This is a genomic window from Klebsiella sp. MS 92-3, from assembly GCF_000195655.1.
GTDB classification, from domain to species: Bacteria; Pseudomonadota; Gammaproteobacteria; order Enterobacterales; family Enterobacteriaceae; genus Klebsiella; species Klebsiella pneumoniae.
This window is the reverse complement of the sequence record NZ_GL882822.1, coordinates 23,145-23,642: the sequence shown is the minus strand read 5'-3', so window position 1 is coordinate 23,642 and position 498 is coordinate 23,145. Positions and strand designations below refer to the sequence as shown.

Sequence of the window (498 nt, the reverse complement as noted above, 5' to 3'; positions counted from 1 at the left end):
CCCGTTTTAAAAACAGACTGCAGGGCCCGGTATCCAGTTTGTGCAACTGGAGCAGGGGAGTATGACCGATCAGGTCGCTCACGGAATGAAACAGTGACATAACCATTTACCCACTCGTTTAAGATATTTTTGCATACTAGAACTGTGAAAACGGTTATTTAAAGAATATTTCTCTGTCATTTAGCGCAAAATGGAATATAAGATGCTATTTGGCCATCTGGAGGGAAAGCAGGGCAGCCACCTGGGCGGATCGATTTCCAGAAAAGGGCGTTTTTAGCCGCTTTTAGCGGGAAAATGGCGATTTTAATCAGTGTGTTATCTGATATCTGAAAATGTGTTTGCGAAAAGATTCTATGGAGAATAGGCCTGCGCTTGTCGTTAACTAGCAGCGGGCTGGCCAGGAGAAAAACGCAGCAGGGAAATCACGGGTTAACGCAGTTCGATGGAGAGTCCGGCTACAGAAAAGCAAAAACCCCCCCCCCCGGGGGGGGGGGTTTT

General features: G+C 47.2%; 1 protein-coding gene. It reads right to left on the bottom strand.

What is annotated here, in order from left to right:
* Window positions 1-106 (bottom strand): hypothetical protein (locus tag HMPREF9538_RS32920; protein ID WP_228701574.1); only part of this gene is annotated, 106 nt, incomplete at its 3' end.
* Window positions 107-498 lie beyond the last annotated feature (392 nt).